This is a genomic window from Neisseria bergeri (assembly GCA_003044455.1).
GTDB lineage: Bacteria > Pseudomonadota > Gammaproteobacteria > Burkholderiales > Neisseriaceae > Neisseria > Neisseria bergeri.
In genome coordinates, this window is sequence record POWY01000004.1 from 47,615 (window position 1) to 73,911 (window position 26,297).

Genomic DNA, 26,297 nt, shown 5'->3' on the forward strand with positions numbered 1-26,297 from the left:
TAAGAGATAACTGCGCATTATACCACGCTTTACCGGACAGTATTTGGGAAATGAAGATGCCGTCTGAAACCCTTGCCTTTCAGACGGTATAGTGGATTAACAAAAATCAGGACAAGGCGACGAAGCCGCAGACAGTACAAATAGTACGGAACCGATTCACTTGGTGCTTCAGCACCTTAGAGAATCGTTCTCTTTGAGCTAAGGCGAGGCAACAATGTACTGGTTTTTGTTAATCCACTATATCTTCTTACATACTTTCAGTTATCCGGTTGCGCAACCACCTTGCCGCAGGGGCGATTTCCCCTGCCAACAGCCCTGCCGCAATGCCTGCCGATTCTTTTATGACATCCGCCGCCGCGCCGTGCAGCCACGCGCCCGCGCAGGCGGCTTCAAAAACCGGCACGCCCTGTGCGAGCAGACTGCCGATAATGCCTCCCAATACGTCGCCACTGCCCGCCGTTGCCAATCCCGCATTGCCGCTTTCGTTGACATAGATTTCCGTATCGGGCGCGGCAACCAATGTTTTGTGCCCCTTTAAAACCACGGTTGCGCCGAAAATTGCCCCGATCTTCCTCACTGCCGCCGTCCGATCCGCCTGAACCTGTACAACCGTCGTTCCAAGCAGGCGCGCGGCTTCGGCGGGGTGCGGCGTTAAAATCAGGTTTTTACACCCGCACGCCAGATTTCGGGTTTCGGCATCGGTTGATAATATGTTCAGCGCATCCGCATCCAAAAGGACAGGCTTGTCCGGGTATTCCGCCAAAATTCCGGTAAGCGTTCCGACCGCCGCTTTATCCGTACCCAAGCCGCAACCGGCAACCCAGGCGTTTATGCCTTGACGCTTGGTCAAACCGTCTGCCGTGTCCAGCATAATTTCGGGAAAACCGGCAATGACGGCAAAAGGCAGCGTATCCTGATTGAAACCCGCCCACACTTTTCCGCAGCCGAGATACATTGCCGCCGATGCCGCCAATACGGGCGCGCCGCTCATCCCTGCCGATCCGCCGACTACGGCGAGCGTGCCGAAAGTCCCTTTGTGCGAATCTTCCGCACGGGCTTTGAAAACATAGGGAAAACTCAATGCCGTCTGAAGCATCCGGCGGCGGCTTTCGCCTGAAAGATGGAAAACGGGAAACATTTCCCCTCCAATCGGTTAAAATTAAGGCTCGAAAACAAACCGATTCTACCGCCGGAAACCGATTATGAAAAATAAAACCAAAGTCTGGGACTTCCCCACCCGCCTTTTCCACTGGCTGCTTGCCGCGTCCCTGCCCTTTATGTGGTATAGCGCGAAAGCCGGCGGCGATATGCTGCAATGGCATACGCGCATCGGGCTGCTCGTCCTTTTCCTGCTCGTATTCCGCCTCTGCTGGGGCATTTGGGGCAGCGATACCGCCCGTTTCTCCCGTTTCGTCCGAGGTTGGGCAGGCATACGCGGCTATCTGAAAAACGGCATTCCCGAACACATCCAGCCCGGACACAACCCCTTGGGCGCACTGATGGTCGTCGCGCTTCTGGCCGCCGTGTCCTTCCAAGTCGGCACGGGGCTTTTTGCCGCCGATGAAAACACCTTCAGCACCAACGGCTACCTCAACCATTTGGTTTCCGAACATACGGGCAGCCTTATGCGGAAAATCCACCTCAACTTTTTCAAGCTGCTCGCCGTTTTTTCCGCAATCCACATTGCCGCTGTCGCCGCATACCGGATATTCAAAAAGAAAAACCTCATCCTTCCTATGATAACCGGCTTCAAATACATCGAAGGCAAAACCTCAATCCGCTTTGCAGGCAAAGCCGCGCTTGCCGCCGCATTATCGGTTGCCGCGCTTGCTGCAGCCGCCATCCTGCTCCTGTCCTGAAACCCGACATCAATGCCGTCTGAAGCCCTTTTCTGCCTTTCAGACGGCATTCCGAACATTGCCGCTTCAAAAATACCGTTGCACAGAATATCCCACCATTCCGTAACTTCCACACAATACCGATACTTGGTATAAAATACCCTCTTTTTTCCAGCTCTCTAACACAGTACAAAATGCCGTCTGAAACCCTTCGCTTTTCAGACGGCATGAAAACAAGGAAACACACTATGCCAGAATACCGCTCCAAAACCTCCACCCACGGCCGCAATATGGCGGGCGCGCGCGCATTGTGGCGCGCCACCGGCGTGATGGAAACCGACTTCGGCAAGCCCATCATCGCCGTTGCCAACTCGTTCACCCAATTCGTGCCCGGCCATGTCCACCTACACAATATGGGTCAACTGGTTGCCCGTGAAATCGAAAAAGCAGGTGCCATCGCCAAAGAATTTAACACCATCGCCATCGACGACGGCATCGCCATGGGACACAGCGGTATGTTGTACTCCCTGCCCAGTCGCGATTTGATTGCCGACTCCATCGAATATATGGTCAATGCCCACTGCGCCGACGCGCTGGTGTGCATTTCCAACTGCGACAAAATCACCCCCGGAATGCTGATTGCCGCGATGCGCCTAAACATCCCGACCATCTTCGTCTCCGGCGGCCCGATGGAAGCGGGCAAGGTCATCGGCGTGGCAAACATTCAACCCGAACGCCGCTTGGACTTGATTGATGCCATGATTGAATCGGCGGACGACAATGTCAGCAACCGGCAAGTCGAAGAAGTCGAGCAAAACGCCTGCCCGACCTGCGGCTCGTGTTCGGGTATGTTTACGGCAAACTCGATGAACTGCCTGACCGAAGCCCTCGGCCTTTCCCTGCCGGGCAACGGTTCATACTTGGCTACCCACGCAGGCCGCAAAGAATTGTTCCTCGAAGCCGGCCGCATGATTGTCGAAATCACCAAACGCTACTACGAGCAAGACGACGAAACTGTATTGCCGCGCAGTATTGCTACTAAAAAAGCGTTTGAAAATGCTATGATCATGGACATCGCCATGGGCGGCAGCACCAACACTATTTTGCATTTACTCGCCGTCGCCAACGAAGCGGGCGTGGATTTCAAAATGGCAGACATCGACCGCTTAAGCCGCGTCGTGCCCTGCATCTGCAAAACCGCGCCCAACAACCACGACTACTATATGGAAGACGTGCATCGCGCCGGCGGCATCTTCGCCATCCTGAAAGAACTGGACAAAGCGGGCAAACTGCACACCGACGTGCACACCATCCACGCGCCGACCCTGAAAGACGCGATTGAACAATGGGACGTAACCAATCCCGAAAACACCCGCGCCATCGAACGCTTCAAAGCCGCGCCCGGCGGCGTGCGCACCACCCAAGCGTTCTCGCAAAACCGTATGTGGAAAACCCTCGACCTCGACCGCGAAAAAGGCTGCATCCGCGACGTGGCACACGCCTACTCGCAAGACGGCGGTTTGGCGGTCTTGTTCGGCAACATCGCAGAACGCGGTTGCGTGGTAAAAACCGCAGGCGTGGACGAGAGCATCCTCAAATTCATCGGCCGCGCGCGCGTGTTTGAAAGCCAAGAAGCCGCCGTCGAAGGCATTTTGGGCAACCAAATCGTGGCTGGCGATATCGTCATCATCCGCTACGAAGGCCCTAAAGGCGGCCCGGGCATGCAAGAAATGCTGTACCCGACTTCTTACCTGAAATCCAAAGGTTTGGGCAAAGCCTGTGCCCTCCTGACCGACGGACGCTTCTCCGGCGGTACATCAGGCCTCTCCATCGGCCACGCTTCGCCTGAAGCGGCAGAAGGCGGTGCCATCGGTTTGGTACACGAAGGCGACACCATCGAAATCGACATCCCCAACCGCAGCATCCACCTTGCCATTTCCGATGAAGAGCTTGCAGCACGCCGTGCCGAAATGGAAGCGCGCGGCAGCAAAGCGTGGAAGCCGGAAAACCGCGACCGCTACGTCTCCGCCGCATTAAGGGCTTACGGCGCGATGGCGACTTCCGCCGACAAAGGCGCGGTGCGCGACGTATCGCAAATCGAAAGATAAGCCCCAAAACGTGCGGCAAATGCCGTCTGAACAGTAAAGGTCTGATGATGGACAAATTTATCTGGGCGATGGCGGTATTTTCCGCAATTTTGGCCCTCGTTATCGGCAGCGGCTTTACCGCGCTCGAGTATGTGAAAGAGCCGCCGCCGGTCGCCCCTTATGCCGTTTCCGCACCGCAAACCGCCGAGACCAAGCCTCCGGCGCATTCTGACGGAACGGAATCCCCCGTACTGCCGATTGACGGTTCAAACCCCGCACCCGTTTCAAACACCGGCAATGCGGACGGACAGGACGCGCCTGACGGAAAGGCAGCCGATACCGTTTCCATCATCGGGGTCGGCGACATTATGCTCGGCAGCAATTATCCGGTCGATTACCTGCCCGATACCAATATCCTGAAAAACGTCGAATCCGTCTTGCAAGACGCGGACATTACCGTCGGCAACCTTGAAGGCACGCTGTTTGACGAAGGCGGTACGCCGAAGAAATGTGCCAATCCGAACATCTGCTACGTTTTCCGCACGCCCTCCTCCTACGGGCAATACCTTGCCGACGCGGGATTCGACTACCTCAGCCTCGCCAACAACCACAGCAACGACTTCGGCGCGCAAGGCATCACGGCAACGGCAGCTAACCTTGACGAATTGAACATCAAATATTCGGGCATCGAAAACAGGTTTGAAACCGCCATCCTGAAGAAAAACGGCGTGAGATACGGCTTCGTCTCATTTGCCCCCAACCTTGCCGCCGTCAAACTGAACGATTACGCCAAAGTCAGAAAACTGATTCGGAAAACCAAGCAAAAAGCCGACATCGTCATTGTGATGTTCCACGGCGGCGCGGAAGGGAAACAGGCGGAACACCTGCCGTTCGATACCGAAATCTTCTATGGGGAAAACAGGGGCAACGTCGTCGAGTTTGCGCGGCTTGCCGTCGATTCTGGCGCGGATGTCATATTCGGGCAGGGACCGCACGTTACTCGCGCCGTCGAACTTTACCGCGACCGCTTCATCTCCTACAGCGGCGGCAACTTTGCCACCTACGGCGCAATCAACACCTCCGGAATCAGCGGCATCGCGCCGATTTTCAAAATCATCACCGACAAACAGGGGCGGTTCGTTTCCGGCAACATTATCCCCATCACTCAAATCGGCGATAAAATCCCCAAAATCGACCCTGAAAAAACCGTTATCGGGCGGATTATTTATCTGAACCGCAGCGATTTCCCCAAGGGGAACGGGCTGGATGTCTCGCCCGACGGCAGCATCACGCGCCGGTAAAAGATATTCAAAATAATGTCTGAAAGAAAATGCCGTCTGAAACCTTTCAATGTTTCAGACGGCATTTTTGCAATCATCAATAATCGACTTTGATCCGTGAGGCTTTTTCCACTCCGCCCGCACCGCCTTCCGCTTCAAACTGCAAGGGATACAGGTTCGCTTTTCCAAATGCCGTCTGAAGCTCGTCAGGATTCTTCGGAAATGCCGTGAACAAATGCCGTCTGAAAGCCTTTTTCCGGGTTTCAGACGGCATTCAAGTTTCAGACGGCATTTTTGCAATCATCAATAATCGACTTTAATCCGTGAGGCTTTTTCCGCTCCGCCCGCGCCGCCTTCCAGCTCAAACTGTAAGGGATACAGGTTAAGCTTTTCCATCAGGATTCTATCGCCGTCCTCATCAGGATTGCCTGTGGTCAACAGCTTGTCGCCGTAAAAAATCGAGTTCGCGCCCGCCATGAAGCACATCGCCTGCATTGCTTCAGGCATATTGCTGCGCCCTGCCGAGAGGCGGACATAACTTTGCGGCATGGTAATCCGCGCTACGGCAATCGTGCGGACAAATTCGGTCCAATCCAAATCTTCCGCATCGGCCAGCGGCGTGCCTTCCACTTTGACCAACCGGTTAATCGGCACGCTTTCGGGCTGTGGGTCGAGATTGGCTAGACTGGCAATCAGTCCTGCACGCTCGGCACGGGTTTCGTTCATACCGACGATACCGCCGCAGCAGATTTTCAAACCGGCGTTGCGGACTTTGCCCAAGGTATCCATACGGTCTTCGTGTTTACGGGTATGGATGATGTCGTTATAGCGTTCCGGATCGGTATCGAGGTTGTGGTTGTAATAATCCAAGCCTGCCTCTTTAAAATCTTCCGCCATGCCGTCTTCGAGCATACCGAACGTGCCGCAGGTTTCCATACCCAAGCCCTTGACGGCTTTGATGATTGCGGAAACCGTCTCCACGTCTTTGGGTTTGGGGCCGCGCCACGCCGCACCCATGCAGAAACGGCTAGCACCGCGCGATTTGGCGATTTTGGCTTTTTCGACGATTTCATCCACATCCATCATCTGTTCTTTGCCCAGATTGGTATTGTGGTGCGCCGATTGCGGACAGTAGGCGCAATCTTCGGGACAGCCGCCGGTTTTGATCGACAACAAAGTGGAAAGCTGGATTTCTCGCGGATTGAAATTTTGGCGGTGGACTTCTGCCGCCTGATAGACAAGTTCTAAAAACGGCAGTCCGAAAAGTGCCTCGACATCGCATTTTTTCCAATAACGCGCGGTAGGATGAGGCTTGCGCTCGGTCTTACGGCGCAAGGCGACGGGGGATACGGTCATAATGTATTCTTTCGTATTTACAGCGGCGCAATGACGCTGACAGGCAAACCGCCGGCGCAATGACGGCGGTTGCGGGTAATCAAATGGCTGAAAACAGCGGCGGCAAGTGTAACGCGTTTGAAAATACGGGGCAAACGGTTTTTCCGCCTTTGTGCCGCGCAGCCGGGCGATGCCGTCTGAAAGGCTTTCAGACGGCATCGCCCGGGCTATCTCAAAGCGTCCAGCAGTTTGGTGTGTATTCCGCCGAAACCGCCGTTGCTCATCACCAAAATATGGTCGCCGGTTCGGGCGTTTTTCACGATTTCGGCAACGAAGGTATCGAAGTCTTTGCCGACGTGCAGCCTGCCGCCCAAAGGCGCGAGGGCTTCGGCGACGTTCCAGTCCACGCCGCCGGCGTAGCAGAACACTTGGTCGGCACCTTTGAGGCTTTCAGGCAGGGCGGCTTTCATGGTGCCGAGTTTCATGGTGTTGGAACGCGGCTCGAGAACGGCAAGGATGCGGGCGTTTCCGACGCGCTGACGCAGGCCTTCGATGGTGGTTTCGATGGCGGTCGGATGGTGGGCGAAGTCGTCGTAAACAGTGATGCCGTTTACCGTGCCTTTGATTTCCATGCGGCGTTTGACGTTTTTAAACGCACTCAAGGCTTCGCAGGCCGTCTGAACGCCGACACCGACATGACGGGCGGCAGCGATGACGGCGAGCGCGTTCATGCGGTTGTGTCCGCCCATCAAATCCCAAGCGACGTGTCCGGCTTTTTTGCCGTCAAGCAACACATCAAACGAGCCGTCGGCATTGACTTCGCCGACCTGCCAGCCGTGTTCCGTGCCGAATTTTTCCACCGGCGTCCAGCAGCCTTTGTCCAAAGTGTCTTGCAGGCTTTGCTGCTGTCCGTTGCAGACGATTAAGCCTTCAGACGGCACGGTGCGTACGAGGTGGTGGAACTGGGTCTGTATCGCGCCCAAGTCGGCAAAGATGTCGGCGTGGTCGAATTCGAGATTGTTCAACACGGCGGTACGCGGACGGTAATGTACGAATTTGGAGCGCTTGTCGAAAAAGGCGGTGTCGTATTCATCGGCTTCGATAACGAAGAATGGGGATTTTGAATTAGGATCTTGGCGCGGCGTTTGCGGCAGACGGGCGGAAACGCTGAAGTTTTCCGGTACGCCGCCAATCAAGAAGCCCGGTGCGAGTCCGGCATATTCCAAGACCCAGGCGAGCATGGATGCGGTGGTCGTTTTGCCGTGTGTGCCGGCTACGCCGAGTACCCAATGATGGTGTAATACGTTTTCCGACAGCCATTGCGGACCGGAAATATAAGGCAGGCCTTTGTTCAAAATGGCTTCAATCACATCCATGCCGCGTTTGGCAACATTACCGATAACGTAAATATCGGCTTGAAATTCGTCCAACTGCGCGGCATCAAAACCTTCGTGTACGTCTATGCCCAAGGCTTCAAGCTGAGTACTCATCGGCGGATACATCTTTGCATCGCAACCGCTGACTTTAAACCCCGCTTCTTTGGCAATGGCGGCAATCCCGCCCATAAACGTGCCGCCGATACCGATAATATGGATGTGTTTCATCAGAGTTCCCTAATCGTTCAAATTCTATTGTTCAACACCGTCATGGCTGATTCGGTTTCAATCAATGCGTCTTTGCACCGGTATTCGAAGCATCCTTATGCGTATTCTCTTTCGGATTTTGGACGTGTTCGTCCTTCCTCATATCCAAATTGTCATCAGCCCCTGTGTTTTCCGCCCTGTCTTTTACTGCCGGCCTAACCGAACTGTATACCTGATCACGCCCCAAACCCCTATTGGTACAATGTTTTCCCGGAGTTTGGCTGTAACTGGTTTTACCATTATGGCGGCACTCGTAAACATTTGCCGAAAATACGGTCTGAACCGCTGCAACAAGCAATATACTTCCAATCATTTTAGATACGCGCATATTAACCTCCTTTATTGTTCTTCTTCAAAAAAAGGAATGTATTTCAATAGAACTTCATCTAATTCTTTCATTCCTTGCTCATAATTGAATGGGTATTCCCAATCATCTCCTACTTTGATTTCAGAAATGTCTTTAAACTTCCGCTTAAGGGCGGACACTTTGTCCATATCGTCATCAATTTCCTGTTTGCCAAATGGTATTTTCCGCTTTTCCAAAACCTCGTCATAATAACAAGATAAATTAAGCAATAGCCCCCAAGCACTATTTGCGATAACGACTAATCTATGTTTTTCTCTGGTTAAGTAATCTGCGCCACTATCATAGATTGCTCTTGTCGGATCATAAAAAAATTCGCAATTTTTCATGGTGTCCTCACGCTTTAACCAATTCACAATTTTATACCCACGATTTTGAAACCTGCTCATAAAACTAGCATTACATATTACAGATACCCAATAACGCCGTAAATCTTCCGTATTTACCAACAAACAATCTATTTGGTTAATAGCTGTTTTGTTTTCTAGGAAACTTTAATTCTTGAATTTCACAAACTTTTTTACCAAATTCTTTATTTGTTTAGATTCCATTAACCCGATTTTGAGCAATATCTGTCAAAACCATTTCCACCACACCCAAGCCAAAACCGCCGCCGCCACGGCATTGGACAATAAGATGAGTTTCCACTGCCCGTCCTTCCGCAATGCCGCCTTCTTGGGCTTCAAAGCACCCGCATAAAAAAACGGTGTCAGCAGCATAGAAACGGCGCAGAGGAAAATCAATACGCCGTAATAGATTTTTTCAGACGGCATTTCTTTTCCTCAATACGCCGACCGCTGCCGCATCTGCTCGAACAGGCAGACGGTCGCCGCCATCGCGACATTTAAAGACTCGGTTGCATCGTGCATCGGTATCCTGACGCACTTGTCCGCCCTGTCCAAAACCGCTTTGCCGACGCCCGCGCCTTCGTTGCCGAATACCCAGGCTGTCGGTCCGCACAAATCTTCGCCGTACAAAACCGCCTGCTTTTCCTCGTGCAAGGCGGTGGCAAACACGCGGTCTTCATAGCGCGCCAACCATATTTCCAAATCCGCCTGCGGATAAATGTCCAACAAGAAATGCGCGCCCATACCTGCGCGTAATACCTTGGGCGACCAAACATCCGCAGAACCCCTGCCCAAAACGACCGTACCTACCCCTGCCGCCGCCGTACTCCGTAAGATGGTGCCGACATTGCCCGGATCTTGCACGCCGTCCAAAACCACACAGTCGCCTTTGTCCGGCAAGGTTCCGCCCAATGGGATATCAATCAGTGCAAGTATATCGTCTGCACAACTCAAGCTGCTGATTTTTTTCAATATGCCGTCTGAAACGGAAAAAATCCTGTCTTCCGGCAAAACCGCCGTCAATTTACGGACTTCTTCAGACGGCATTTTAGCTTCGGGAATATATACCCCGACCGGTTTTCTGCCGGATTGCAGGAAAACCTGAAGCAGGTGCACGCCCTCCAAAACGGTTTGGGCATACTGCCGTCTGAACTTTCCTTGCCACAACAGGCGGTGCAGGTGCCTGATGTGTTCATTATTGGTCGAACTGATGTGTTTCACTTCACAAGCCTTTTAGAAATATGCAACCAGACAATACCCGACTGAACGCCGCCGAAATCTGTTTGCGATATTATCAAAATAAAATGGGAAAGTCAGGATGGATGGGCAAAATGCCGTCTGAAACCGAGATTTGAAAATCCGCACAACAGTTTGCCAACGCCAATGGACGGTTTCCGCTGTCGGCAACAAGCGGCCAGATTGGGCGCAGGGCAGGCAAAACCCGTTTCCCCTGAAGGATTTTTTTCACATTTTTATGGATGCCGCCCACGGCCAACGTATCCGATGCCGCTACCGTCCTCAAAATCCCGTCCTGTTCCAAAAGATGCCCGGGAAGCCCGAACGGATGGCGTTTTAAAACAAATCCCTGATCCGTCAATATTTCCCTTAAATTTCCGCTTACCTGCCTGTCTTTCAAAAACCGTAATTTATCCGTTTTTTCCAATCGGAACACAAACAGCCTGTCCGCATAATGATGCAGCTCAAAACCGGACAGCATCCATCGGCCTGTCTTCGCCTCCGTCAAAACGCGGGCAATGTCGGCAAGGGCATTCTGATTCGGAACGGGAATGCCGTTTTCCTTCAGAAAATGCCGCAAAATATGGGTTTTCCGGCGCGGGGAAAATGCCTGCCAACGCACCGTATCGAAACTGCCTTCCTCACAGACCCAACGGCAGTCCTGAACGACGACCTCGTCCAGCAAAGCCAAATCTTCCTGCAAAGCGCGGACATTGTTCAGCACATGCCGCCCGAAATGGGGAATCTGCGCCGAGAGTTCGGGCAAAATACGGTGTCGGAAGCGGTTTCGCAAATAAGCCGTATCGCTATTGCTTTCGTCCTCGATATTCGGCAAACCGTGTTTTTTTGCATAATCCTGCACATCTTGCCGTGAAAAAGGCAGCAAAGGCCGCCAGATGATGCCGTTTTCCCCAAAAGGACGGACGGCGGGCATAGCCGCCAAAGCGCGCAAACCGCCGCCGCGCGCGACCGCCAACATAAAGGTTTCGATTTGATCGTCCCTGTGATGCGCCAACGCCAAAACGTCAAAGCCTTTTTCGGCAAACGCGGCATAACGCTTTTGCCGCGCCGCCGCCTCGATGCCCAAACCGTTTTTTTCCACGCAGACCTTAACCGTTTCCAGCCCCACCCCGAGCATATCGCAATAGTTTTGGCAGAAATCCGCCCAATCGTCGGCACGGGGGCTCAAGCCGTGATGGATGTACAATGCCTCCGGCACAAATCCTGCCCGTTTCCCGGCGCGGACAAGCAGATGCAGCAAAACGACGGAATCCAATCCGCCGCTTAATGCCACTGCTGTTTTTTTTCCATTCAGACCTTGAGGAAAACAATCCCTCAAGCATTGCTCAAACGCATCTAAAGTCAGCACGGCTCCGTCCCGATAAAGAAAAAGCAAGCAGTTTCAGACAAACTGCTTGCTGCTTGTTCTACCCGAATTATTGTTCCGAAAATTTGCCGTAAGCCATAATGCGGTCGAAACGGCGTGAAAGCAAATCGGCGAGCGGCATACTTTGCGCTTCGTGCAGTTGTTTTTCCAAAACGGTTTTCACGTTTTTCATGGTTTGCCCGAAATCCCGATGCGCGCCGCCCAATGGTTCTTTGATGACGGTATCGACCAAGTCCAGCTTTTGCAGGCGGTCGGCAGTAATACCCAAAGCCTGTGCCGCATCAGCCGCCTTTTCGGCGGTTTTCCACAAAATAGACGCGCAGCCTTCGGGGGAAATAACGGAATAGGTCGAATATTGCAGCATATTGACGTAATCGCCTACAGCAACCGCCAATGCGCCGCCCGAACCGCCTTCGCCGATGACGGTACACAAAACGGGAACGCGCAGGCGCGTCAGTTCGTACAGGTTTTTGCCGATGGCTTCCGACTGCCCGCGTTCTTCCGCGCCGATACCGGGATACGCGCCCGGCGTATCGATAAAGGTCATGACGGGCAAGCCGAATTTCTCAGCCGTTTTCATCAGGCGCAGGGCTTTGCGGTAGCCTTCAGGACGGGGCATACCGAAGTTGCGGCGGATTTTTTCTTTGGTGTCGCGCCCTTTCTGATGCCCGATAACCATCACGCTTTGTCCGTTGAAACGCGCCAATCCGCCGACAATCGCATGATCGTCGGCAAAGTGGCGGTCGCCGTGCAGCTCTTCAAAATCGGTAAACAGCGCGTCAATGTAATCCAAAGTATAGGGACGCTGCGGATGCCGGGAAACCTGTGAAATCTGGGCGGGCGTAAGTTTGCCGAAAATAGACTTGGTCAGGTCGTTGCTTTTTTTCTGCAAACGGTGTATTTCGTCCGAAATATCGACGGCAGACTCGTCTTGGACGAAACGCAGCTCATCGATTTTGTTGGTCAGTTCGGCTATGGGTTGTTCAAAATCCAAAAAAACAGGTTTCATAAAATGAAGCTCTCATCAACAGATTCTGCCGCTATCATACGCTATTTGTGCATATTCCGCAGTTAATTTATTGTCCAAAACGGCTTTTCCACACCCTCTTTTTGTGTTCGGACAGCATGGGAAACAGAGGATTAGTGCATATATACTAGTTATAAGGCGGCTTATCTTATGCTAAACTCGAAACAAATTCAATTATTTCAAACAAAATCGTATGAAAGACAAGCACGATTCTTCCGCCATGCGGCTGGACAAATGGCTTTGGGCGGCACGTTTTTTTAAAACCCGTTCCCTTGCGCAAAAGCACATCGAACTGGGTAGGGTTCAAGTAAACGGCTCGAAGGTCAAAAACAGTAAAACCATAGACATCGGCGATATTATCGACCTGACGCTCAATTCCCTTCCCTATAAAATCAAGGTTAAAGGTTTGAACCACCAACGCCGCCCGGCATCCGAGGCGCGGCTTCTGTATGAAGAGGACGCAAAAACGGCAGCATTGAGGGAAGAGCGCAAACAGCTCGACCAATTCAGCCGCATCACTTCCGCCTATCCCGACGGCAGACCGACCAAGCGCGACCGCCGCCAACTGGACAGGCTGAAAAAAGGAGACTGGTGAAACCGTTCACGCCGCAAACAGAAGCACGAACCGCGTACCGCCGTATTTCAGACGGCATTCGCGAAACTTATTCTGCCTCGTCTATCCATGCCTGCTGCACGGCCTCGAGTATGCGTTCGCCGCAACGGGCGGGATCGTCGTCAAATTCGGGCAATGCCATAATCAGGTCGCGCAGTTGGGTAAAGCGCACGGTTTTGGGATCGATGGTTTCGCCGTGCAGGTCGTAGAGTTCTTCGGCGATGCGCCGGGTGTCGGTCCATTTCATATGAATTTCCTTTTATCGTCCGGCATTGAAGCCGTGTAGAATATGTTTCGGCAAAACTGCCGCCCTTTGAGGATGGCTGAATGTTTCAACTCACCGGACAACACATCAAACACTACCCTATGTGTCGTCCCGATCCGGGAGGAGTTGCCCCTCCCAAACAAATCTGATTCTACCGCCCCGAAGAGCGGGGTTTCAACCGACAAGGAAGATTGATGAACAATCCGTTGGCCGCAAAATTGTCCAAACTGGTTTATACCGCTTCCGACCATCCCGACTCCCTGTCGGAGATGGAGGAGTTTGACCGTCTGATTCTGCTGATACGCAAACTGTATCAAATATTGGACGGACAACATACCCTCTACAGAGTAACGGTTTGCCTTCACTACCGGAACAGGCGCGGTCTGATTGCCTTGGATAAAGCGGCTTCCGGTTGCAATGCGGCAATGTTGCGCGCCCGGCGTTGGCGCATCTACACGCAGATTGCGGAACGCCTTTCCGGGTCGGGCGGCGGCTTCACGGTTACGGCAGAAAGCGTGTCCGCCGCCTGCCCCGAGCTTGAAGGACGCTATCTCGACCTTGTCCGCCGCGCCGCCGCCTCTTTCGGTTTCGCGCAAGGATGGGAAAATCCGGCAGGCAGACAGGAAGAAACGCAAGCCGTCTCGGATGCCGCATCGGGCTGTTCCGTCAGAAAACCAATCAAAATCAATATAGATGCGAAAGTGGAACGCTATCCGGCATACTGCCCGACCGCCGCCCTGAAAGTAACCCGCCGACGGTTTTTCCGGCTGCAAAACCAGTAAATACCCGTGCATCGCGTCCGAGTAATCGGTCTCGGATGCCGCACCAATCCGTTCCGTCAGAAAACCGATAAAAATCAATATATAGTGAATTAAATTTAAACCGGTACAGCGTTGGCTCGCCTTGCCGTACTATTTGTACTGTCTGCGGCTCGCCGCCTTGTCCTGATTTAAATTTAATTCACTATAGAATCGAAAGTTCCGCATGTACGAATGCCTGTTTTCGGGCGATTGCGCCTTATCCGCGCAACAATGCCGTCTGAAGCGCGCCGGCTTCAGACGGCCTGTTTTCAGTGTTCTTCGCGCGCGTGGTTGATGGTGTATTTGGGGATTTCCACAATCAAATCCTCGCCGGCGACAACCGCCTGACAACTCAGGCGCGAATCGGCTTCCAAACCCCAAGCCTGATCGAGCAGGTCTTCTTCCAATTCGGTCGGTTCTTCCAAACTGTCGAAACCTTTGCGGATGATGACATGGCAGGTGGTGCAGGCGCAGGATTTTTCGCAGGCGTGATCGACTTCGATGTCGTGGTCGAGCAGCACATCAAGGACGGTTTTGCCTTCGGGCGCGTCTTCGATGACCGCGCCTTCGGGGCATAATGTCGTGTGTGGAAGTACGGTGATTTTGGGCATTTTTATTGTCTTTCTGTAAAAGTGGTTGTGTCCGTTTTTAGGAAAACTGTCTGCCTAATGTCGCGGTTCGAGCAGGTCGGCAACATTTTGCCAGCCTATCAGGCGGGCAAAATCGAGGGCGGTATAGCCTTCCGATGTCTTTGAGGCAGGATTTGCGCCGTATTCAAGCATGGCTTGAACCATAAGTGCATTTCCTGCGATGGCTTCATGATGAAGCGGCGTATAGCCGTCTTCGTCCTGCTCATGCAGAAAATCCGGATTTTGGGACAACTGTTGCCGAAAATCGTCAATACAGTTCCGGCACATCGGATGCTCTTCCAGATTTTCGGGGTGTTCTTTTTCTTCATACACCAGCAATATCTGCCCGGGATCGCCGAAATCGATTCCCCATGCGGCATCGTGTTCTGCGCACTCCTCTTCCGTCATCTGTCCGCGCATTGCCTGTATGGTAAAGCCGCCGTAGGGGATACCGTTGCACACGAACATCCAGTCGCTGATGTCGCCAACCGGAACGCAAACGCTTTCGCCTTGTTCGACATTGGTCAGTTCGCCGGGTTCATTGTTCAGCACACCATAAATGTAAAGACCGTCAAAATAAATATCGTCGATCCACATATGTTCGCAAATCTCGCCGTCTACGCCGTCTTGGAAAAAAGGGGCTTTGACCATGGCAAAATCCAGGGCGGGAATAATGCGGCGGCGTTCCCAAAAAAGCTCGCGCCAGAAATATTTGAATGTTTTACGGGCGCGTTCGCCGGCACGGTTTACCGGTTCGTCTGCCTGTTCTACATAATAAATGACGGAATCGCCCATCATACTGCTCCTCAACGTGTACGGTATTTGTTTGCACCTTACCGCGGTTTTCTGCCTTCGGCATCCGATTCGGATTTGAAAAGTTCCAAATATTCGAAATAGGCTTTTTCCAAATCCGCCCGCGAAAAACAGGTGTAAATATGGATGCCGTCTGCAATTTCGTCCGTCAGCCTCCTGCCGTTTTTGCGTAAATATGCTTCTTTAAAAAGGCGGATTTTCGATTTTTTCGGCTTGTAGGATGCCGCGCCCGCCAAAAGCCGGGGCAGCGCGTAAGGGTATTCCCGGTGTCCGCGCCGTACCAAATCAAGCAGTTGTTTGCGACCGGATCCGGCATTCCCTTCCTGCCTGCGTTCGTGGACGCTTTTTTCAAATTCCGATTCCGCCGTTTCGTTTTTCGGGAACACGATTTCGCCGCGAAGCGATAAAAACAAACGTTTTACAAGATTCTCGTCCACGGCGAACAATTCGGTATCGCCGATCCTGCTTTTGCTGAAAATTTCATGGAGCAGGTTTTCTTTTTCTTTGTAATTGTCGGTTTTGACGGCGAGGATGCGTTCCAATCCGGCAACGTTCGCATAGCCGTTGTTTTCCAAATGGCGCATTCTGCCTTCAAAATTGCTTACGTCCGAAATGCCGATTTTATACACACCTTTGATGACGGTCTTCATCAGATAGACAATGCCTGACTTTTCCATATCGATGTTTTTCAAGTGTTTTCGAGCCTTCAGACGGCATCAGGTTATATCTATGCCGTCTGAAACCGGTTAAGTATCAAATATTATCGACACTCTGCCCTGTCAACGCGCGTTGGATGTTGCGGTTCATGCGTTTGGCGGCGAAATTGTCGGTAATACTGCCGAGTTTGGCGGCGGCGGCACGGATGTCTTCGGCTTTTCCGTCTTTCACACGGCCTTGCAAATCGGCGATGCCTTGCCGAATCTGTTGCAATTCTTCGGCTTCCAGCAAATCGCTGTCCAACTCGAGGGCGGCGTTGACGGCATCGGTCAGGCTTTCGGCTTCGACCACGGCTTCGGCTCGGGCACGTGCCGCCATGTCTTCGGCGGCGTTGCTCATGCTGTCTTTGAGCATTTGGGTGATGGTGTCGTCGTCCAAGCCGTAGGAAGGTTTGACTTCGATTTGCGCCTGTACGCCGGTGCTTTGTTCTTGGGCGGAAACGGACAGCAGACCGTCCGCATCGATTTGGAAGGTTACGCGGATACGCGCCGCACCCGCCGCCATAGGCGGAATGCCGCGCAGGGTGAATTTGGCAAGGCTGCGGCAGTCGGAAACGAGCTCGCGCTCGCCTTGTACGACGTGTATCGTCATCGCGGTCTGACCGTCTTTGAAGGTAGTAAAGTCCTGCGCGCGCGCGGTGGGGATGGTGGAATTGCGCGGGATGATTTTTTCCGCCAAGCCGCCGTAGGTTTCCAAACCGAGCGACAAAGGTGTAACGTCCAGCAGCAGCCATTCGCCGTCGGTTTTGTTGCCTGCGAGGACGTTTGCCTGTATGGCGGCGCCGAGCGCGACGACTTCGTCGGGATTGAGGTTGTTCAGCGGGGTTTGTCCGAAGAAGGTGGCGACTGCCTGTTGGACGTGCAGCATACGGGTCGAACCGCCGACCATAATCACGCCTTTGACTTCGTTTTTACCGACACCGGCATCTTTCAACGCCTGTGTGACCGGTTCGAGCGTTTTCATCACCAAATGCTGCGTCAGGTTGTGGAACTCGGCGCGACTGATGCTTGTGTCGATTGGCATGCCGTCTGAAAGCGTCGCCTGAATGCGCGCTTCGGTTTGCGTGGTTAATTGTTCTTTGGCGGCGCGGACGAGCGAGAGCAGGAGTTGGCTGTCTTGTTCGTTGAGTTGGGAGAGTCCGTTTTGTTCGAGCAGGCGGCAGAACAGGCGGTGGTCGAAATCGTCGCCGCCCAACGCGCTGTTGCCGCCGGTGGCTTTGACTTCAAACAGTCCTTTGGTCAGTTGCAATACGGATACGTCGAATGTGCCGCCCCCTAAGTCGTACACGACAAACGTGCCTTCCGAGGCGTTGTCCAGCCCGTAGGCGATTGCGGCGGCGGTGGGTTCGTTGAGCAGGCGCAATACGTTCAAACCCGCCAGACGCGCGGCATCTTTGGTGGCCTGGCGTTGGGCATCGTCGAAATAGGCGGGGACGGTAATCACCACGCCGACCAAATCGCCGCCCAAGGTTTCTTCGGCACGCGCCTTGAGGGTTTTGAGGATTTCCGCCGACACTTCGACAGGCGTTTTCACCCCCTGCCGCGTATGCAGTTCGATAACGCGTTGATTGTCACCGAAACGGTAAGGCAGGTAATGCGTATTTTGATGCAGATCGGCAAGCGTCCGCCCGATAAGGCGTTTGGCGGAGCTGACGGTGTTCAGCGGATCGGATTTTTGGGCGGACAGGGCGGTTTTGCCGACTTCAATGCCGCCGTTTTCCAGATAGCGGACGACGGAAGGCAGGGTAACGCGCCCTTCGGCATCGGGCAGACAGGTGGCACTGCCGCTGCGGACGGTGGCAACCAAGCTGTTGGTCGTACCCAAATCGATGCCTGCCGCCAAACGGTGCCGGTGCGGGGCGGCGGACATACCCGGTTCTGAAATCTGCAAAAGAGCCATAAATTCTGCCTGTCGGTGCGGTGTGTAAAGGAAGGAAAGCGGCATTTTAACAGAATTTGCGCCGATAGTTGAGCAAACCGCTAAGGATTGGGCCGTGCCGCCGAAATTGCCCTCTACCGCCAAATGCCGATAAAATCCGCCTTTCCCGCCCATCATTAGGAATATAAATCGTGAAAGGACTCGACTATTGCCGCCAAAAAGCAGAAGAAAGCCGCTCCAGTTTTTTGTCGGGCTTCCGTTTCCTGACTCAGGAAAAACGGGATGCGGTAACGGTTCTGTATGCCTTTTGCCGCGAATTGGACGATGTGGTTGACGAATGTTCCAACCCCGATGTTGCACAGGCGACATTGAACTGGTGGCGCGGCGATTTGGACAAGGTGTTCGGTGGCGAGATGCCGGAACACCCCGTCAATCAGGCCTTGCGGCAGGTTAAAGAAACCTTCAAGCTGCCGAAATATGAACTGGAAGCCTTAATCGACGGGATGCAGATGGATTTGGTTCGGGCGCGTTACGGCAGTTTTGAAGAATTGAAACTGTATTGCCACCGCGTCGCAGGCGTGGTCGGCTGCCTGATTGCGCGGATTTTGGGGTTTTCAGACGGCAAAACGCTGGAATACGCCGACAAGATGGGTCTTGCGCTGCAACTGACCAACATCATCCGCGATGTCGGCGAAGATGCACGCAGGGGACGGATTTACCTGCCGATGGAGGAAATGCGGCGGTTTGACGTACCCGCAAGCGTGATTTTGCAATGCAGCCCGACGGACAATTTTGCCGAATTGATGGCGTTCCAAATCAAACGCGCCCGCGAAACCTACCGCGAAGCCGTATCGCTGCTGCCGGCCGCCGACAAAAAAGCCCAAAAAGTCGGACTGGTCATGGCGGCGGTTTATTACGCGCTGTTGAACGAAATCGACCGAGACGGCGCGCAAAACGTCCTCAAATACAAAATCGCCCTCCCTTCGCCGCGCAAAAAACGCATTGCCCTGAAAACCTGGTTATTCGGATTCAAACCGCGCCCCGGCACGCCGGAACGGGCATAAGGCGCATACCGCCCGCCCTTCAGGAAAACCCAACCCCCGCCGCCCCGAAAAACGGGGTTTCAACCATTGGAGGAATAAATGATGAACACGCCGCATCCGCGCCCGAAAATCGCCATCATCGGCGCAGGCTGGGCCGGCTTGTCCGCCGCCGTCACCTTGGCGCGGCACGCCGACGTTACCCTGTTTGAAGCCGGCCGACAGGCGGGCGGCAGGGCGCGCACACTGACCGGAAATACCGACGGTTTCGGTTTTTTGGACAACGGGCAGCACATTTTGCTCGGCGCATACCGGGGCGTGTTGCGCCTGATGAAAACCATCGGTTCAGACCCCCGTGCCGCCTTTTTGCGCGTACCGCTGCACTGGCATATGCACGGCGGTTTGCAGTTCCGCGCCCTACCCCTACCCGCACCGCTGCATATTTTGGGCGGCGTGCTGCTTGCCCGGCGCGCACCGACCGCATTCAAAGCCAAACTGCTTGCCGATATGTCCGATTTGCAGAAGTCCGCACGCATCGGACAGCCCGACGCGACAGTGGCGCAATGGCTGAAACAGCGGAACGTGCCGCGTGCCGCCGTGATGCAGTTTTGGCAGCCCTTGGTTTGGGGCGCGCTCAACACGCCTTTGGAAACCGCAAGCCTGCGCGTGTTGTGCAACGTTTTGTCCGACGGCGTGCTGACGAAAAAATCCGGCAGTGACTATCTCCTACCCAAACAGGATTTGGGCGCAATCGTCGCCGAACCCGCCTTGGCAGAGCTTCAACGGCTCGGCGCGGACATCCGCCTCGAAACGCGCGTATGCCGTCTGAACACCCTCCCGGACGAGAAAGTGCTCGTCAACGGCGAAGCTTTCGATGCCGCCGTCCCCGCCACCGCGCCCTACCACGCCGCCGCGCTCCTGCCCGAAGGCACGCCCGAACACGTTCAGACGGCATATCAAAACCTTCGCTACCACGCCATCACCACCGTCTATCTGCGCTACGCCGAACCCGTCCGCCTGCCCGCCCCGCTGACCGGCCTTGCCGACGGCACGGTGCAATGGCTGCTTTGCCGGGGCAGGCTCGGACTGCCTGAAAACGAAGTGTCCGCCGTCATCAGCGTTTCCGACCGCGTCGGCGCGTTTGCCAACCGGACGTGGGCGGACAAAGTTCACGCCGACCTCAAACGCATCCTTCCGCATTTGGGCGAACCCGAAGCCGTGCGCGTCATCACCGAAAAACGCGCCACAACCGCAGCCGATGCCCCGCCGCCGGATTTGTCGTGGTTGCACCGGCACCGTATCTTCCCCGCCGGCGACTACCTCCACCCAGACTACCCCGCCACGCTCGAAGCCGCCGTACAATCAGGTTTCGCGTCGGCGGAAGCCTGCCTGCAAAGCCTGAGCGATGCCGTCTGAAAACGCCGGTCGGCATCAGGACGCTTTACAAGGTGCGGCAAAACGCTAAAATACCCCCGACCGACCACCAAAAAGGAAAAAGTATGGCGACACTGACCGACAAAACCATCTTAGTTACCGGCGCATCGCAAGGCCTGGGCGAACAGGTCGCCAAAGCCTATGCGGCAGCAGGCGCAACTGTGATTTTGGTTGCCCGTCATCAGAAAAAACTGGAAAAAGTGTATGACGCGATTGTCGAAGCCGAATACCCCGAACCATTCGCCATCTGCTTTGACCTTATTAGCGCGGAAGAAAAAGAATTTGAACATTTCGCCGCCACCATTGCCGAAGCCACGCAAGGCAAACTGGACGGTATCGTCCATTGCGCCAGCTATTTCTACGCACTATCGCCCCTGGATTTCCAAACCGTCGCCGAATGGGTCAACCAATACCGTATCAACACCGTCGCCCCGATGGGGCTGACCCGCGCCCTCTTCCCGCTGCTGAAGCAGTCGCCCGACGCGTCCGTCATCTTCGTCGGCGAAAGCCACGGGGAAACCCCAAAAGCCTACTGGGGCGGTTTCGGCGCATCAAAAGCCGCACTGAACTATCTGTGCAAAGTTGCCGCCGATGAATGGGAACGCTTCGGCAACCTTCGCGCCAATGTCCTCGTCCCCGGCCCTATCAATTCCCCGCAACGCATCAAATCCCATCCGGGCGAAGCCAAAAGCGAACGCAAAAGCTACGGGGACGTACTGCCCGCATTTGTCTGGTGGGCAAGTGCCGAAAGCAAAGGGCGGAGCGGCGAAATCGTTTACCTCTAAATCCCCCAAAGGGCAGGTTCCACACCCGCCCTCCTTTTCAGACGGCATCAAAAAGCACGCCATATCCGCCAATATGCCGACACAGACAAATCTTTCGACACCCTGACAGACAAAAACACCTTGACTAAAAATTACATGCAAATAATAATAACAACCTCTTTATTCCTCTAACAATTTTGGAGTAGGTTTCATGAAAAAAATTTCCGCCGCCATCGCTTTTGCCGCCGCTGCCGTTTCACTGACCGGCTGTGCGACCGAATCCTCACGCAGCCTCGAGGTAGCAAAAGTCGCCTCCTACAATACGCAATATCACGGTGTTCGCACCCCGATTTCCGTTGGAACATTCGACAACCGCTCCAGCTTCCAAAAAGGCATTTTCTCCGACGGGGAAGACCGTTTGGGCAGCCAGGCGAAAACCATTCTGGTAACGCACCTGCAACAAACCAACCGCTTCAACGTACTGAACCGCACCAACCTTAGCGCATTGAAACAGGAATCCGGCATTTCCGGCAAAATGCAAAACCTGAAAGGCGCAGATTATGTCGTTACCGGCGATGTAACCGAATTCGGGCGCAGAGATGTCGGCGATCATCAGCTCTTCGGCATTTTGGGTCGCGGCAAATCGCAAATCGCCTATGCAAAAGTGGCTCTGAATATCGTCAACGTCAATACTTCCGAAATCGTCTATTCCACACAGGGCGCGGGCGAATACGCACTTTCCAACCGCGAAATCATCGGTTTCGGCGGCACTTCCGGCTACGATGCGACTTTGAACGGCAAAGTTTTGGACTTGGCAATCCGCGAAGCCGTCAACAACTTGGTTCAGGCTGTCGACAACGGCGCATGGCAACCCAACCGTTAAGGACAAATGATGAATCCGAAAACCTTGAGTCGTTTGTCGCTGTGTGCGGCGGTCTTGGCTCTGACCGCCTGCGGGGGCGGCGGGCATAAAAACCTGTATTATTACGGCGACTATCCCGATACTGTCTATGAAGGTTTGAAAAACGACGACACTTCGTTGGGTAAGCAGACCGAAAAGATGGAAAAATACTTTGTGGAAGCCGGCAACAAAAAAATGAATGCCGCCCCGGGTGCGCACGCCCATTTGGGACTGCTGCTTTCCCGTTCGGGAGACAAAGAGGGCGCGTTCCGCCAGTTTGAAGAAGAGAAAAGGCTGTTTCCCGAATCGGGCGTATTTATGGACTTCCTGATGAAAACCGGTAAAGGAGGCAAGCGATGAAACCTTTGATTTTAGGGCTTGCCGCCGCGTTGGTGCTATCTGCCTGCCAAGTTCAAAAAGCGCCCGATTTCGACTACACGTCATTCAAGGAAAGCAAACCGGCTTCAATTTTGGTGGTTCCTCCCCTGAACGAATCGCCCGATGTCAACGGCACTTGGGGGATGCTGGCTTCGACCGCCGAGCCGCTTTCCGAAGCCGGCTATTACGTCTTCCCCGCCGCAGTCGTGGAGGAAACCTTCAAACAAAACGGCTTGACCAATGCCGCCGATATTCACGCCGTCCAGCCAGAAAAACTGCATCAGATTTTCGGCAATGATGCGGTTTTGTACATTACAATTACCGAATACGGCACTTCATATCAAATTTTAGACAGCGTAACGACCGTATCCGCCAGAGCACGGCTGGTCGATTCCCGCAACGGGAAAGTGTTGTGGTCGGGTTCGGCCAGTATCCGCGAAGGCAGCAACAACAGCAACAGCGGCCTGCTGGGTGCTTTGGTCAGCGCAGTGGTCAACCAGATTGCCAACAGCCTGACCGACCGCGGTTATCAAGTTTCCAAAACCGCCGCATACAACCTGCTGTCGCCCTATTCCCGCAACGGCATCTTGAAAGGTCCGAGATTCGTCGAAGAGCAGCCCAAATAAGCATATGCCGCCTGAACCTCTCCGAGCTTCAGACGGCATATGCGAATTTTGATACTTGCAAGCCGTACCACCCAAAATCGGGCAGCCGGTTTCAATATCCGAACAAGGTTCGGGTTCTGTATTTTGCAGAACCCGAACCTTTTATTCAAATTTAAACTTAATTCCGGAGTGGTTGTATGGTAAATTAACAAGCAATATGCCCTGACCAGAAAAACTTCCCAAACTTCATCAAAAAATCAACTGTACCCGTCTTTTTCAGACGGCATTGATACCGTAAGAGATTTCCCATGCAAAAATGGCAAACCGAGCTTTATTCCACACCGCTTTGGCTTTTACAGACTCTCTTGATAGTTTCTGCCGCTTCAGCGGTGATTCTGTTTTTGACACGGAAAACGCGCTTCGGGCGGGAGTTTGCCTATATCCTGCGCCTTTGCCTGACACCGAAAAGCGCGGTCAAAGTCTTGCTGCTGATTACGGCGATGATTACGCTGCTGTTAACCGAAGTGCGGCTGAATGTGTTGAGTACCTTCATGTCTAAAGGACTTTACGACTCGATGCAGGATTTGAATGCTTCGGCATTTTGGATGTTTGCCGCAATGAACGCGGGCGTGGTGCTGATACGGGCGTTTAACAACGTCGTCAACGACTTTCTTGATCAAGGCTTGGCGATTAAATGGTCGGAGCGGCTCAACGAAGTGCTGACAACGCGCTGGCTTGCCGACAAAAACTACTACCGCCTGCAAATGCGCCGCCACGCGCCGGACAACATCGACCAGCGTATCCAACAGGACGCGCAGGAATTTATCGCCTCAACCATAGAATTTGTGCGCGGTATGATCAATTCGGTCGTTACCTCGCTGGAATTTGCCGTTGTTTTGTGGGGCTTGGCAGGCATCCTGACCGTGTTCGGCTTCGACATTCCGCACGGCATCGTTTGGTTTGTCTATATATTTGTGATTTTGGCAACCTTTATCGCCATGTGGATAGGCAACCCTTTGATTCGTTACAACTATGAAAACGAAAAACTCAACGGCGACTACCGTTATTCCCTCATCCGCGTACGCGACCACGCCGAAAGCGTGGCGTTTTACAGCGGCGAACAACACGAACACGGCCGGCTTTCCGACCGCTTCAAAGCCATTATCCGCAACCGTTGGCGCATTGCGCGGCAAAGCGTCTGCTTAAGCGGCTTTAACGATATGTTCACCAACGGCATCAAACTCTTCCCGATTATTTTGCAAGCTCCGCGCCTGTTTGCCGGACAAATCAAAATCGGCGACATCCAGCAGACCGTCCAAGCCTTCGCGCGACTGCAAAACGCGCTGTCTTTCTTCCGAATGTTCTACAACAAATTCACCGCCTACCGCGCCCGATTGGAGCGTCTGTACGGCTTTTTGCTGAGTACCGAAGAACAACACAGCGCGCAGCAACCCGAGATTAGCGAAGTTTCAGACGGCATTGCACTGGAAAACGTCGCCCTGTTCCGCCACAACGGCGAAGTTTTATTAGACGGTATCAATATCAACCTCAAAAGCGGTGATTCCCTGCTGATACGCGGCCCGAGCGGTTGCGGTAAAACCTCGCTGCTGCGCGCGCTGGCTGGGCTTTGGCCGTTTGGCAGCAGCGGCAAAGTCAGCCATCCGCCTCATCAAGACATCCTCTTCCTGCCGCAACGCCCGTACACGGCACAGGGCAGCCTGCGCGACGCGGTTTGTTACCCCGATATCGACAAACAGCATCCCGAGTTAGCCGAAGCCATGAACACCTGCCGCTTGGGTTATCTGATTGACAAATTGGATAAAACAGACGACTGGCAGCACAAGCTCTCCCCGGGTGAACTGCAACGCGTCGCCTTCGTCCGCGCCCTGCTTTCCAAGCCCAAAATCGTCCTGCTCGACGAAGCCACCGCCGCCTTGGACGAACCGGCCGAAGCCGCGCTCTACCGCGCCTTAAGGCAAAAACTGCCCGACAGCATCATCATCAGCATCGGACACCGCAGCACGCTCAACGCGTTCCACAATATACACCTCGATGTCGGCAACGTTGCCTGCGGCTGAACGATGCCGTCTGAAGCCGTTTTCAGACGGCATCGTTCAAATTGGAAAGGCGCGCGAAAACAACGTACAATAAACCTATCTGCCAACCTCTGAAATGCTGCACCGTGAACCAGCTTATTTTTGATTTTGCCGCACACGACTATCCGAGTTTCGACAAATTTCTCGGCACGGAAAACGCGGAACTGGTCTATGTCCTCCGACACAAACACGGACAGTTCATCTATGTTTGGGGCGAGGAAGGCGCGGGCAAAAGCCATCTTTTGCAGGCGTGGGTCGCACAGGCGCTCGAAGCCGGCAAAAACGCCGCCTATATCGATGCCGCCTCCATGCCGCTGACCGATGCCGCATTTGAGGCGGAATACCTCGCCGTCGATCAAGTCGAAAAGCTGGGCAACGAAGAACAAGCCCTGCTTTTTTCCATCTTCAACCGCTTCCGCAACAGCGGCAAAGGCTTTTTGCTGCTCGGTTCGGAATACACGCCCCAGCAGCTCGTCATCCGCGAAGATTTACGGACGCGTATGGCGTACTGCCTCGTTTACGAAGTCAAACCCTTAACCGACCAAGAAAAAATCGACGCGCTCGCCAGTATGGCGGCGGCACGCCAAGTAACCGTCGATTCCGAAATTTTCGAATACCTGCTCAAACACTGGCGGCGCGATATGGACAGCCTGATGATGATGCTCGACACGCTGGACAACTACGCCGTAACCATGGGCAAACGCATCACCCTGCCGCTGCTTCGCCAGCTTTTGAAACAACAGGAAACCCAATGTTCCAACACACAGGACGACACATAAAGCGTTGCCCTATATGTTGCCCTGATTTCACCCTTCCCAAA

The 26,297-nt window shown here is 53.8% G+C and carries 29 protein-coding genes and 1 pseudogene; 14 read left to right on the top strand and 16 right to left on the bottom strand.

The annotated features are described in order from the left end of the window. Nucleotides 1-247: 247 nt before the first annotated feature. Entirely contained in the window at nucleotides 248-1,138 is an 891-nt protein-coding gene (locus tag DBY86_RS05665; protein WP_107819244.1) for an NAD(P)H-hydrate dehydratase, read from the bottom strand. A gap of 64 nt (nucleotides 1,139-1,202) precedes the next feature. Between DBY86_RS05665 and DBY86_RS05670 the strand changes: the two genes are divergently transcribed. The 4 genes from DBY86_RS05670 (at nucleotide 1,203) to DBY86_RS05680 (ending at nucleotide 5,226) form a co-directional block, all read left to right on the top strand. Beyond that, nucleotides 1,203-1,859 (top strand): cytochrome b/b6 domain-containing protein, encoded by a 657-nt coding sequence (locus tag DBY86_RS05670; protein WP_107819245.1) that lies wholly within the window; start codon nucleotides 1,203-1,205, stop codon nucleotides 1,857-1,859. 12 nt (nucleotides 1,860-1,871) lie between these two features. Then, on the top strand, nucleotides 1,872-1,994 hold the full coding sequence (locus DBY86_RS13940; RefSeq protein WP_300905309.1) for a hypothetical protein: 123 nt from the start codon (nucleotides 1,872-1,874) through the stop codon (nucleotides 1,992-1,994). A gap of 92 nt (nucleotides 1,995-2,086) precedes the next feature. Beyond that, the gene (gene ilvD / locus DBY86_RS05675; RefSeq protein ID WP_107819246.1) at nucleotides 2,087-3,946 is read left to right on the top strand and encodes a dihydroxy-acid dehydratase; all 1,860 of its coding nucleotides are present in this window, start codon (nucleotides 2,087-2,089) and stop codon (nucleotides 3,944-3,946) included. A gap of 47 nt (nucleotides 3,947-3,993) precedes the next feature. After that, nucleotides 3,994-5,226: a CapA family protein gene (locus DBY86_RS05680; RefSeq protein ID WP_107819339.1), complete on the top strand. Its 1,233-nt coding sequence runs from the start codon at nucleotides 3,994-3,996 to the stop codon at nucleotides 5,224-5,226. Nucleotides 5,227-5,302: 76 nt separating this feature from the next. Here DBY86_RS05680 and DBY86_RS12965 read toward each other — a convergent pair whose 3' ends face one another. From DBY86_RS12965 to DBY86_RS05725, 9 genes are all read right to left on the bottom strand, one after another. Further along, nucleotides 5,303-5,479: a hypothetical protein gene (locus tag DBY86_RS12965; protein ID WP_159068553.1), complete on the bottom strand. Its 177-nt coding sequence runs from the start codon at nucleotides 5,477-5,479 to the stop codon at nucleotides 5,303-5,305. 29 nt (nucleotides 5,480-5,508) lie between these two features. Further along, entirely contained in the window at nucleotides 5,509-6,561 is a 1,053-nt protein-coding gene (gene bioB, locus DBY86_RS05685) for a biotin synthase BioB (RefSeq protein WP_107819247.1), read from the bottom strand. Between the two features lie 206 nt (nucleotides 6,562-6,767). Further along, nucleotides 6,768-8,144 carry a UDP-N-acetylmuramate:L-alanyl-gamma-D-glutamyl-meso-diaminopimelate ligase gene (gene mpl / locus DBY86_RS05695; RefSeq protein WP_107819249.1) on the bottom strand — a complete coding sequence of 459 codons (1,377 nt, stop codon included), beginning with the start codon at nucleotides 8,142-8,144 and terminating at the stop codon, nucleotides 6,768-6,770. A gap of 61 nt (nucleotides 8,145-8,205) precedes the next feature. After that, complete coding sequence (locus DBY86_RS05700) at nucleotides 8,206-8,511, bottom strand: DUF4124 domain-containing protein (RefSeq protein ID WP_107819250.1); 306 nt, start codon at nucleotides 8,509-8,511, stop codon at nucleotides 8,206-8,208. Nucleotides 8,512-8,522: 11 nt separating this feature from the next. After that, complete coding sequence (locus tag DBY86_RS05705) at nucleotides 8,523-8,876, bottom strand: hypothetical protein (protein WP_199901056.1); 354 nt, start codon at nucleotides 8,874-8,876, stop codon at nucleotides 8,523-8,525. A 246-nt stretch (nucleotides 8,877-9,122) separates the two neighbouring features. Continuing rightward, nucleotides 9,123-9,320 carry a hypothetical protein gene (locus tag DBY86_RS05710; protein ID WP_107819251.1) on the bottom strand — a complete coding sequence of 66 codons (198 nt, stop codon included), beginning with the start codon at nucleotides 9,318-9,320 and terminating at the stop codon, nucleotides 9,123-9,125. Between the two features lie 9 nt (nucleotides 9,321-9,329). After that, complete coding sequence (locus tag DBY86_RS05715; protein WP_107819252.1) at nucleotides 9,330-10,115, bottom strand: TrmH family RNA methyltransferase; 786 nt, start codon at nucleotides 10,113-10,115, stop codon at nucleotides 9,330-9,332. Between the two features lie 73 nt (nucleotides 10,116-10,188). Continuing rightward, nucleotides 10,189-11,499 (bottom strand): tRNA lysidine(34) synthetase TilS, encoded by a 1,311-nt coding sequence (gene tilS, locus DBY86_RS05720; protein ID WP_199901057.1) that lies wholly within the window; start codon nucleotides 11,497-11,499, stop codon nucleotides 10,189-10,191. Between the two features lie 67 nt (nucleotides 11,500-11,566). After that, entirely contained in the window at nucleotides 11,567-12,526 is a 960-nt protein-coding gene (locus tag DBY86_RS05725) for an acetyl-CoA carboxylase carboxyltransferase subunit alpha (protein WP_061733144.1), read from the bottom strand. 211 nt (nucleotides 12,527-12,737) lie between these two features. Between DBY86_RS05725 and DBY86_RS05730 the strand changes: the two genes are divergently transcribed. Further along, nucleotides 12,738-13,139, top strand: coding sequence for an RNA-binding S4 domain-containing protein (locus DBY86_RS05730; RefSeq protein WP_014582432.1), 402 nt, complete (start codon nucleotides 12,738-12,740; stop codon nucleotides 13,137-13,139). Between the two features lie 67 nt (nucleotides 13,140-13,206). On the opposite strand, the gene iscX is transcribed toward DBY86_RS05730, so the two are convergent. Continuing rightward, nucleotides 13,207-13,404 carry a Fe-S cluster assembly protein IscX gene (gene iscX, locus DBY86_RS05735; protein WP_002248850.1) on the bottom strand — a complete coding sequence of 66 codons (198 nt, stop codon included), beginning with the start codon at nucleotides 13,402-13,404 and terminating at the stop codon, nucleotides 13,207-13,209. Between the two features lie 212 nt (nucleotides 13,405-13,616). Here iscX and DBY86_RS05745 point away from each other — a divergent pair, with 212 nt between their 5' ends. Further along, nucleotides 13,617-14,204 (top strand): amino acid permease, encoded by a 588-nt coding sequence (locus tag DBY86_RS05745; protein WP_107819254.1) that lies wholly within the window; start codon nucleotides 13,617-13,619, stop codon nucleotides 14,202-14,204. A 76-nt stretch (nucleotides 14,205-14,280) separates the two neighbouring features. Here the strand turns inward: DBY86_RS05745 and DBY86_RS13665 are convergent. The 5 genes and pseudogenes from DBY86_RS13665 to hscA form a co-directional block, all read right to left on the bottom strand. Then, nucleotides 14,281-14,461: pseudogene (locus DBY86_RS13665) on the bottom strand (IS5/IS1182 family transposase); the annotation flags it as partial. Between the two features lie 30 nt (nucleotides 14,462-14,491). Beyond that, on the bottom strand, nucleotides 14,492-14,833 hold the full coding sequence (fdx, locus tag DBY86_RS05755; RefSeq protein WP_002219289.1) for an ISC system 2Fe-2S type ferredoxin: 342 nt from the start codon (nucleotides 14,831-14,833) through the stop codon (nucleotides 14,492-14,494). A 54-nt stretch (nucleotides 14,834-14,887) separates the two neighbouring features. Next, the gene (locus tag DBY86_RS05760) at nucleotides 14,888-15,649 is read right to left on the bottom strand and encodes a DUF2314 domain-containing protein (protein ID WP_107819255.1); all 762 of its coding nucleotides are present in this window, start codon (nucleotides 15,647-15,649) and stop codon (nucleotides 14,888-14,890) included. A gap of 35 nt (nucleotides 15,650-15,684) precedes the next feature. Beyond that, the gene (locus DBY86_RS05765; RefSeq protein WP_107819342.1) at nucleotides 15,685-16,341 is read right to left on the bottom strand and encodes a GIY-YIG nuclease family protein; all 657 of its coding nucleotides are present in this window, start codon (nucleotides 16,339-16,341) and stop codon (nucleotides 15,685-15,687) included. 76 nt (nucleotides 16,342-16,417) lie between these two features. Beyond that, nucleotides 16,418-18,280: a Fe-S protein assembly chaperone HscA gene (gene hscA / locus DBY86_RS05770; RefSeq protein ID WP_107819343.1), complete on the bottom strand. Its 1,863-nt coding sequence runs from the start codon at nucleotides 18,278-18,280 to the stop codon at nucleotides 16,418-16,420. Nucleotides 18,281-18,450: 170 nt separating this feature from the next. Here hscA and hpnD point away from each other — a divergent pair, with 170 nt between their 5' ends. The 8 genes from hpnD to hda all read left to right on the top strand — a co-directional run bounded on the left by hpnD (nucleotide 18,451) and on the right by hda (nucleotide 26,256). After that, nucleotides 18,451-19,323 (top strand): presqualene diphosphate synthase HpnD, encoded by an 873-nt coding sequence (gene hpnD / locus DBY86_RS05775; protein ID WP_107819256.1) that lies wholly within the window; start codon nucleotides 18,451-18,453, stop codon nucleotides 19,321-19,323. 78 nt (nucleotides 19,324-19,401) lie between these two features. Next, nucleotides 19,402-20,715: a hydroxysqualene dehydroxylase HpnE gene (gene hpnE, locus DBY86_RS05780; protein ID WP_107819257.1), complete on the top strand. Its 1,314-nt coding sequence runs from the start codon at nucleotides 19,402-19,404 to the stop codon at nucleotides 20,713-20,715. An 83-nt stretch (nucleotides 20,716-20,798) separates the two neighbouring features. Then, nucleotides 20,799-21,518 carry an SDR family oxidoreductase gene (locus DBY86_RS05785; RefSeq protein WP_107819258.1) on the top strand — a complete coding sequence of 240 codons (720 nt, stop codon included), beginning with the start codon at nucleotides 20,799-20,801 and terminating at the stop codon, nucleotides 21,516-21,518. A 190-nt stretch (nucleotides 21,519-21,708) separates the two neighbouring features. After that, nucleotides 21,709-22,380, top strand: coding sequence for a CsgG/HfaB family protein (locus DBY86_RS05790; protein WP_025458375.1), 672 nt, complete (start codon nucleotides 21,709-21,711; stop codon nucleotides 22,378-22,380). Between the two features lie 9 nt (nucleotides 22,381-22,389). After that, the gene (locus DBY86_RS05795) at nucleotides 22,390-22,758 is read left to right on the top strand and encodes a DUF4810 domain-containing protein (RefSeq protein ID WP_025458374.1); all 369 of its coding nucleotides are present in this window, start codon (nucleotides 22,390-22,392) and stop codon (nucleotides 22,756-22,758) included. Beyond that, nucleotides 22,755-23,402 carry a DUF799 domain-containing protein gene (locus DBY86_RS05800; protein ID WP_025458373.1) on the top strand — a complete coding sequence of 216 codons (648 nt, stop codon included), beginning with the start codon at nucleotides 22,755-22,757 and terminating at the stop codon, nucleotides 23,400-23,402. Before DBY86_RS05795 ends, DBY86_RS05800 begins: the two co-directional genes overlap by 4 nt. Before the next feature lie 287 nt (nucleotides 23,403-23,689). Continuing rightward, complete coding sequence (locus DBY86_RS05810) at nucleotides 23,690-25,459, top strand: ABC transporter ATP-binding protein/permease (RefSeq protein ID WP_107819259.1); 1,770 nt, start codon at nucleotides 23,690-23,692, stop codon at nucleotides 25,457-25,459. A 104-nt stretch (nucleotides 25,460-25,563) separates the two neighbouring features. Continuing rightward, complete coding sequence (hda, locus tag DBY86_RS05815; protein WP_107819344.1) at nucleotides 25,564-26,256, top strand: DnaA regulatory inactivator Hda; 693 nt, start codon at nucleotides 25,564-25,566, stop codon at nucleotides 26,254-26,256. Nucleotides 26,257-26,297 lie beyond the last annotated feature (41 nt).

Excerpts from the sequence above, each read along its gene's own strand:
- DBY86_RS05730 (WP_014582432.1), top strand. The coding sequence starts at position 12,738 with ATGAAAGACAAGCACGATTCTTCCGCCATGCGGCTGGACAAATGGCTT.
- DBY86_RS05725 (WP_061733144.1), bottom strand. The coding sequence starts at position 12,526 with ATGAAACCTGTTTTTTTGGATTTTGAACAACCCATAGCCGAACTGACC.
- DBY86_RS05765 (WP_107819342.1), bottom strand. The coding sequence starts at position 16,341 with ATGGAAAAGTCAGGCATTGTCTATCTGATGAAGACCGTCATCAAAGGT.
- ilvD (WP_107819246.1), top strand. The coding sequence starts at position 2,087 with ATGCCAGAATACCGCTCCAAAACCTCCACCCACGGCCGCAATATGGCG.
- DBY86_RS05790 (WP_025458375.1), top strand. The coding sequence starts at position 21,709 with ATGAAAAAAATTTCCGCCGCCATCGCTTTTGCCGCCGCTGCCGTTTCA.
- DBY86_RS05795 (WP_025458374.1), top strand. The coding sequence starts at position 22,390 with ATGAATCCGAAAACCTTGAGTCGTTTGTCGCTGTGTGCGGCGGTCTTG.
- DBY86_RS05710 (WP_107819251.1), bottom strand. The coding sequence starts at position 9,320 with ATGCCGTCTGAAAAAATCTATTACGGCGTATTGATTTTCCTCTGCGCC.
- bioB (WP_107819247.1), bottom strand. The coding sequence starts at position 6,561 with ATGACCGTATCCCCCGTCGCCTTGCGCCGTAAGACCGAGCGCAAGCCT.
- DBY86_RS13940 (WP_300905309.1), top strand. The coding sequence starts at position 1,872 with ATGCCGTCTGAAGCCCTTTTCTGCCTTTCAGACGGCATTCCGAACATT.
- hpnE (WP_107819257.1), top strand. The coding sequence starts at position 19,402 with ATGATGAACACGCCGCATCCGCGCCCGAAAATCGCCATCATCGGCGCA.
- DBY86_RS05665 (WP_107819244.1), bottom strand. The coding sequence starts at position 1,138 with ATGTTTCCCGTTTTCCATCTTTCAGGCGAAAGCCGCCGCCGGATGCTT.
- DBY86_RS05700 (WP_107819250.1), bottom strand. The coding sequence starts at position 8,511 with ATGCGCGTATCTAAAATGATTGGAAGTATATTGCTTGTTGCAGCGGTT.
- DBY86_RS05705 (WP_199901056.1), bottom strand. The coding sequence starts at position 8,876 with ATGAAAAATTGCGAATTTTTTTATGATCCGACAAGAGCAATCTATGAT.
- iscX (WP_002248850.1), bottom strand. The coding sequence starts at position 13,404 with ATGAAATGGACCGACACCCGGCGCATCGCCGAAGAACTCTACGACCTG.
- DBY86_RS05670 (WP_107819245.1), top strand. The coding sequence starts at position 1,203 with ATGAAAAATAAAACCAAAGTCTGGGACTTCCCCACCCGCCTTTTCCAC.
- DBY86_RS05760 (WP_107819255.1), bottom strand. The coding sequence starts at position 15,649 with ATGATGGGCGATTCCGTCATTTATTATGTAGAACAGGCAGACGAACCG.
- fdx (WP_002219289.1), bottom strand. The coding sequence starts at position 14,833 with ATGCCCAAAATCACCGTACTTCCACACACGACATTATGCCCCGAAGGC.
- DBY86_RS05810 (WP_107819259.1), top strand. The coding sequence starts at position 23,690 with ATGCAAAAATGGCAAACCGAGCTTTATTCCACACCGCTTTGGCTTTTA.
- DBY86_RS05680 (WP_107819339.1), top strand. The coding sequence starts at position 3,994 with ATGGACAAATTTATCTGGGCGATGGCGGTATTTTCCGCAATTTTGGCC.
- DBY86_RS12965 (WP_159068553.1), bottom strand. The coding sequence starts at position 5,479 with ATGCCGTCTGAAACCCGGAAAAAGGCTTTCAGACGGCATTTGTTCACG.
- DBY86_RS05745 (WP_107819254.1), top strand. The coding sequence starts at position 13,617 with ATGAACAATCCGTTGGCCGCAAAATTGTCCAAACTGGTTTATACCGCT.
- mpl (WP_107819249.1), bottom strand. The coding sequence starts at position 8,144 with ATGAAACACATCCATATTATCGGTATCGGCGGCACGTTTATGGGCGGG.
- DBY86_RS05785 (WP_107819258.1), top strand. The coding sequence starts at position 20,799 with ATGGCGACACTGACCGACAAAACCATCTTAGTTACCGGCGCATCGCAA.
- DBY86_RS05800 (WP_025458373.1), top strand. The coding sequence starts at position 22,755 with ATGAAACCTTTGATTTTAGGGCTTGCCGCCGCGTTGGTGCTATCTGCC.
- hscA (WP_107819343.1), bottom strand. The coding sequence starts at position 18,280 with ATGGCTCTTTTGCAGATTTCAGAACCGGGTATGTCCGCCGCCCCGCAC.